Origin of the sequence: Caballeronia sp. (assembly GCF_049581465.1) — a bacterium.
GTDB lineage: Bacteria > Pseudomonadota > Gammaproteobacteria > Burkholderiales > Burkholderiaceae > Caballeronia.
In genome coordinates this window covers 1-5,385 of record NZ_JBAUSA010000887.1, presented here as the reverse complement: position 1 = coordinate 5,385, position 5,385 = coordinate 1, and the positions used below count along the sequence as shown (strand labels likewise).

Sequence of the window (5,385 nt, the reverse complement as noted above, 5' to 3'; positions counted from 1 at the left end):
AGTCCCATGCAGTTCGAGCGGGACTGGTACGCTGCCCAGAACCAACGGGTGGCATAATCCCACTCAGTTAAGGGATCCGAAATTCGCGGGCAACGTCAAATTACCGGGCCCGCGAGCCTAAGCCGGCGATCGCGCGGAGCTGCATTCACACTCACATCCCGGCGAGCACAGCAAACACAACAAGCATGCTGCCGTCGGTCTAGAAGCGCAACGAACGTTACCTTCGCGAAGCTCGCCGCTCGCAAATTCCCTTTTTTCCCCCAGCTCCCCCGGGAGAATCCGCCCGTGGCTGTGTACAAGGAGCAGCATGGGTTGGCGCTGCAACGTCCGGACTGGGCGTGCGGTTACGGATGATGCTGCGCCGTCCTTGTGACCTCTAAGGTTTGCTGGTCCCGGCTCAAAGCAAGGGTCGTATCACGGCCCTGCAGGAGAATACACGCCTTCAGGCCAAAAACTGCTCTGCAAATTTGGGGGAAGCAAGCTGGTCAAGCATCTCTCGGAACTCCCTGGCGGTAGTGCGGCCTACAAGCGAGTCGAAACGCTTTTGCGCCTGCTTCCAGAGCATTTCCGCCTCATGTAGCTTGGCCTCTCCGGCTTTAGTCAGGGTGATGCGGCGCCTGCGGGCATCTTCATTGTCCTTCCGGCTCGCGACAAGGCCGTCCCGAATAAGTGGCTTCAGCGTGTGACCAAGCGCAGATAGATCCATGACCATCTCGCCTGCCAGTTTACTCTGGGTGGGCGCATCCAGGCGCGATATTGTGTGAAGCAGGTTGTACTGGGCGGCGTTGATACCAGCGCTACCTATCATTCCGTCATAGAGCTGTCCTATGCCTCTGGTTGCGCGCCGCAGTGCGCCGTAGCTACAGATGCTTGGCGTAAGAAACGTGTTCATGTTTTGGTCCTACTTGAAGTAGCTGATGGTGCGGGACTTAAGTTCCCAACTAATCAGCTATTCTAGCTCGAATTGATGGTACATACCTTCAATGCATTTGTAAGATATAAGGCAGTTAATGAACAGCAACCGATCTGTCGCGATGGCTTGCCAAGTCCATTTGGGGCAGATCGGTCATCCGATTGTAGGCACGGAGCTCCACGTCAAGTGTGGTGAACAAGAGCAGTGCGCCGAGGTGTGCCGCGCGCCCATGTATCCGAGTAGCGACGCGATCCTGTAGTACCACTCCGCGAATCTGTGCAGGGACGAGCGAATAACTCCATCATTCCACTTTGAACGTGTAGCGCCCCTGTGTGCGGTGGCCGTCCGCGGCGACCGCGACCCAGGAGACCGTATAGAGCCCGGGCGTGCGCAGATTCAGCGCGACCGACATGTGCTTCTTTTTCGTCGGGTCGTGTGTGACGAGCGCCAAGTCTGTCGTCGCCCCTCGTCGTGGTCGATCGCGACGTCTTTCTGAGAGGCGGACACCGTCGAGCCCGCGCCTGACATCTGATGGACAGGGTAGGCGTGCGCGTGCGCGAACTGGCAGGCGGCAACCATTGGCGCGGCAACGATGGCGCGTATCCTCGTGTGTAGTTTCATGAGCGAGCTCCTGTGGCGTCGAAACAGTGGTTTGCCGATCGAGTTTGCGGAGATGTCGTCAAAGAAGAAACGCACTTGCGCGGGGGTGCCCGTGTCCGTGCCGGTCGCGCGGTTGATCGGAATCTGCGCCTCGATGCCGAATTGGCCATAGGAGTTCATTTAGAGCCCCACTAACACGGCCAGCGTGACGAGTTGGCGTTTGAGCGTCAACATGCAGCCGAACTTGACATGGGCTATTTCAACTGGTCGATTCCAGTTGCAATCTCGGTCAGTGATCGGTCGGCGGGTGCAGGATTACGGGTACACCTTTCGATCCCATGAAGACGGCAAGAAACTTGACCGGTTCGTTCGTGTCGTTGCGCCCACGATGCCAATGCGTTCGCGACTGCAGGAACGCCTGACCAGCGGAAAACTGCTGCCGCTGCCCGTCTTGAAACTCAACGGTCAACGTTCCCTGCAGCACATAAAGATAGGCGGGAACCGGATGGGTCATCCACTGTGTCGTAGTCCGTGGCGGAATCGTGAGAATTTCCGTGGAAACTACCGGTTGTGCGGTACTTAGGTACTCCAGCCGCTCACCAGCGATCGTCGTATCCAGAGGCGGCAGCGTTTGCATAGTAACTTCCTCGCTGAGTGCCGCGAACGCACTCTGACTTAAAGCGAGACCACTAACGGACAACAGCGCTGCAGATAACACAGACGCGACTCGCCATTGAAAACCATCACCCTTCGTCTTTTGCATGATAAAGCTCCTTAATGGTATATGCCATAAAATGTCGAATGCACCGACTGAGGTTCGGGTCGCCTTAGTGTTAGAGCAATCCGAGGAACAAGCAACACAGGACTCAGTCGTCCCATTCCACTTACGGGGAGTACCAACGCGGGTAATGGCCTTGCCCGCGGTGGTCTGCGCCGAACACGTTTAGTCGATGGATACCTCCGCCACGACGGGTACGGCCGCTTTCGGATGCGCCGGCGTTTCCGCTGGGTCGATTAGAACCCACGAGACGGCCGCGGTAATGAAGCCGACAGCCGAGGCTGCCAGCATCAGACTCACATATCCGTGAGCAAGACTCTGGAACGCAAGCTGTGCCATTGCCCCATGGGAAGTCAGTGCGGCTCCAGCAGATTCGACGTTTCCGTTGGCAATGAGACGCGTGATCTCGACTCGAGCCGATTCGTCAATGCCGGGAAGCGCTTGATTCAGATTTGAGGCGATCCGCTGAAAGAGAACCGCACCGAGCGCGGCAAAGCCGACCACGACTCCGCTGAACCTCATTGTTCCCGAAATGCCAGAGGCCATGCCAGCTCGCTCGACCGGAATCACGGTCATGCCGACCTTGACGACCTGACCGTTCAAGATGCCGGCGCCGATAGACGCCACAAACATTGGAATGGCGATCTCCAGGTAACTGAACCGCGTGATGCACATCGCCGTGAACAGAAGACCGACCGCCACAAGCAGCAGACCCAGTACAAGCATCCCACGCCCGGAGAGACGGTGTTCGAGATGGGACGAAACGATTCGCGGCACCACAAAAAGCGGTACCACGAGCGGAAGCATCGATATCCCAGCGTGAAACGGCGAATATCCGAGCGCGCTCTGGAAAAAGAAGGGCAGATAGGTGAGCATGGTCAGGAACGTGACCGCGAAAGACACCGCAACCGTGTTCGCACCCAGGTAAGTGCGCTTGAAGAACATGCCAAGATCGACCATTGGCCGCGACTGCCTTGCTTCAACGACAAGAAATGCGATCAGGAGCGCAGCCGCGCCCGACAACTGGATCCGTATTTCGGCACTGCTCCAGCCGATGCGATTGCCGAGAATCAACGCCCAAGTCAGGAGACCGAGAAAGCCGCTAAAAGTCAGCACGCCTGCAACGTCCACACGATTCACGTGGGGGTCATTGGATTCCTCGACTGTCATCATCGTCATGCCAATCATGACGAGGCCAATAGGAAGATTGATGTAAAAGGCCCATTGCCAGCCGAGCAACTGGGTAATGAGTCCGCCGGCGATTGGCCCGAGCATGATGGCGACGCCGACGACCGACCCCCAGAACGAGAATGCCCTTGCTCTTTCCCTGCCCTGAAAGCCGTGCGACAAAATCGCGAGCGCGGCACTCAACTGCAACGCTGCGCCAACGCCTTGAACTGCGCGGGCGATATTGAGGACTGCGCTTGACGAGGCAGCGCCGCAAAAGAACGATGCGATGGTGAATACTGACAGACCGACGATCAGAACCCGCTTACGGCCTAACCTGTCCGCGAGGGCACCCGCGGGCATGACAAGGGTAGCGAAGGCCAACGTGTAGGCCGAAATCACCCACTCAATCGCTGCGAAATCGGCGTGTAGCGACTTTGCGATCGACGAAAGCGAGACCGCGACAATGTTCGCATCAAGATTGATCATGAATGATGGAACCGACACACAGAGCAACAACATCAACTTCCGTGACACGCTTTCACTCCAATTCAGGTCTTGTGCCGGACCGGACGGATGCTCCAACGGGAGCCAATATAACGGCATATACCATTTTTCGAAATCCCGATGGGCAAAGAACACCACCACTCCGGTGCCACGAAATGGTATATGCCACTAACTTACTTCTGGACCAACCTTCGTCAGGAGTTACATCGACTCAACGATCGAGCCTTCATCCAGCCTTGAGGCCAGATCGATGATCCAACCTCGCACCTCGCTACTCGTGTGAAGTTCGCTATAAAACGGTATATGCCAGTATATTACTCGATGTTTGCCGATTGAAATTACTTGCCTCGAGAAAAGAGTTTTTCCGTCCGGTAAACGATCCGGGTCCAGTGAATTCATCAGACAAAGATAGGAGGTCGAGCGTGTCACGAGCCAAGGCGCGCTTCTCAACGACAGAAATGAACCGTCGCGCGAGGCGGTAGTCTTCCTCGTCAAGATGCAGGGCAGTAGACAACTGGCCCCTAAACTCTGCACGATCTCACGCATGGCATTGAAATCAGCCCATCCAACTACTAGAGACATAGAAACGAAGATCTCGTCACGGCGCTGTCGACTTGCTGATAAAAGACAGAACGGCGGCAGGTACGGCAACTGTTCAGAAACCAGACGGATTTTGAGTAACGTCGGTGAGTTCGCGCCAAGCGGCGAAGCGGGTCGCGAGTTGCTTGCGGTGGAGCGAAGCGCGCAACAGATGTCGCTTCAGTGCGAAATGTTGCCGAATCGATCCGAAGCACGAGAGAAATACCTGTGTGTGTTCGGGTCGCAAAAGCCGCGCGTACGCCGCTCGCGTTCACGTGTCGGCTGGTGACTATTCTCAGCGCGGTTGTTCAGCCGGGCTGCCGCTTTGACGAACACGTGCTTCACGTCCGCAAGTTCCGGGATCTCGGCCTTCGCCACCGGATAGCTACGCAGCGTGATCGGTGACGATCTTGTCCGGCACCGGGTTCGAGCGCAGCACGCGCTTGAAGAAGCGCTTAGCGGCGGCTTTGTCACGCCGCTTTTGCAGCAGGATATCGAGTTCAGCGCCGTGCTCGTCGACCCCACGCCATAGCAGAGGCATGCCGCGCAACGTCACGAACATCTCGTCAAGGTGCCATGTGCCGGCCGGCGTGCGGCGTGCCGCCTTCACCGGGTGGGCAGAGCCCGCGCCGAATTTATCGCACCAGCACCGGATCGTCTCGTAGGTCACGGTCATGCCGCGCTCGAAGAGCAACTCTTCGATGTCGCGCAGGCTCAACTGGAAACGAAAATACCATCGCACTGCGCAACTGATGACGTGAGCCGGAAAGCGGTGACGGTGATAGAGCGCTTTCGATTTTTTCATCGTCCAATCTTACCCTACCGACACGGCAACCTGACA

At 57.0% G+C, this 5,385-nt stretch carries 4 protein-coding genes and 1 pseudogene; all 5 read right to left on the bottom strand.

Annotated features, from left to right (window positions below):
- Positions 1 to 442 precede the first annotated feature (442 nt).
- Positions 443 to 892 carry a MarR family winged helix-turn-helix transcriptional regulator gene (locus WCA53_RS21675; protein WP_423915473.1) on the bottom strand — a complete coding sequence of 150 codons (450 nt, stop codon included), beginning with the start codon at positions 890 to 892 and terminating at the stop codon, positions 443 to 445.
- A gap of 322 nt (positions 893 to 1,214) precedes the next feature.
- The gene (locus tag WCA53_RS21670) at positions 1,215 to 1,364 is read right to left on the bottom strand and encodes a copper resistance protein CopC (RefSeq protein WP_423915470.1); all 150 of its coding nucleotides are present in this window, start codon (positions 1,362 to 1,364) and stop codon (positions 1,215 to 1,217) included.
- Between the two features lie 438 nt (positions 1,365 to 1,802).
- Positions 1,803 to 2,276, bottom strand: a complete 474-nt coding sequence (locus WCA53_RS21665; protein WP_423915468.1) for a cupin domain-containing protein — start codon at positions 2,274 to 2,276, stop codon at positions 1,803 to 1,805.
- 180 nt (positions 2,277 to 2,456) lie between these two features.
- A complete protein-coding gene (locus WCA53_RS21660; RefSeq protein WP_423915466.1) occupies positions 2,457 to 3,995 on the bottom strand; it encodes an MFS transporter in 1,539 nt (512 codons plus the stop codon).
- Between the two features lie 625 nt (positions 3,996 to 4,620).
- A pseudogene (locus WCA53_RS21655) lies at positions 4,621 to 5,349 on the bottom strand (IS6 family transposase).
- Positions 5,350 to 5,385: the final 36 nt, after the last annotated feature.

Coding starts and splice junctions, on each gene's coding strand:
- WCA53_RS21675 (WP_423915473.1), bottom strand. CDS start 892: ATGAACACGTTTCTTACGCCAAGCATCTGTAGCTACGGCGCACTGCGG.
- WCA53_RS21665 (WP_423915468.1), bottom strand. CDS start 2,276: ATGCAAAAGACGAAGGGTGATGGTTTTCAATGGCGAGTCGCGTCTGTG.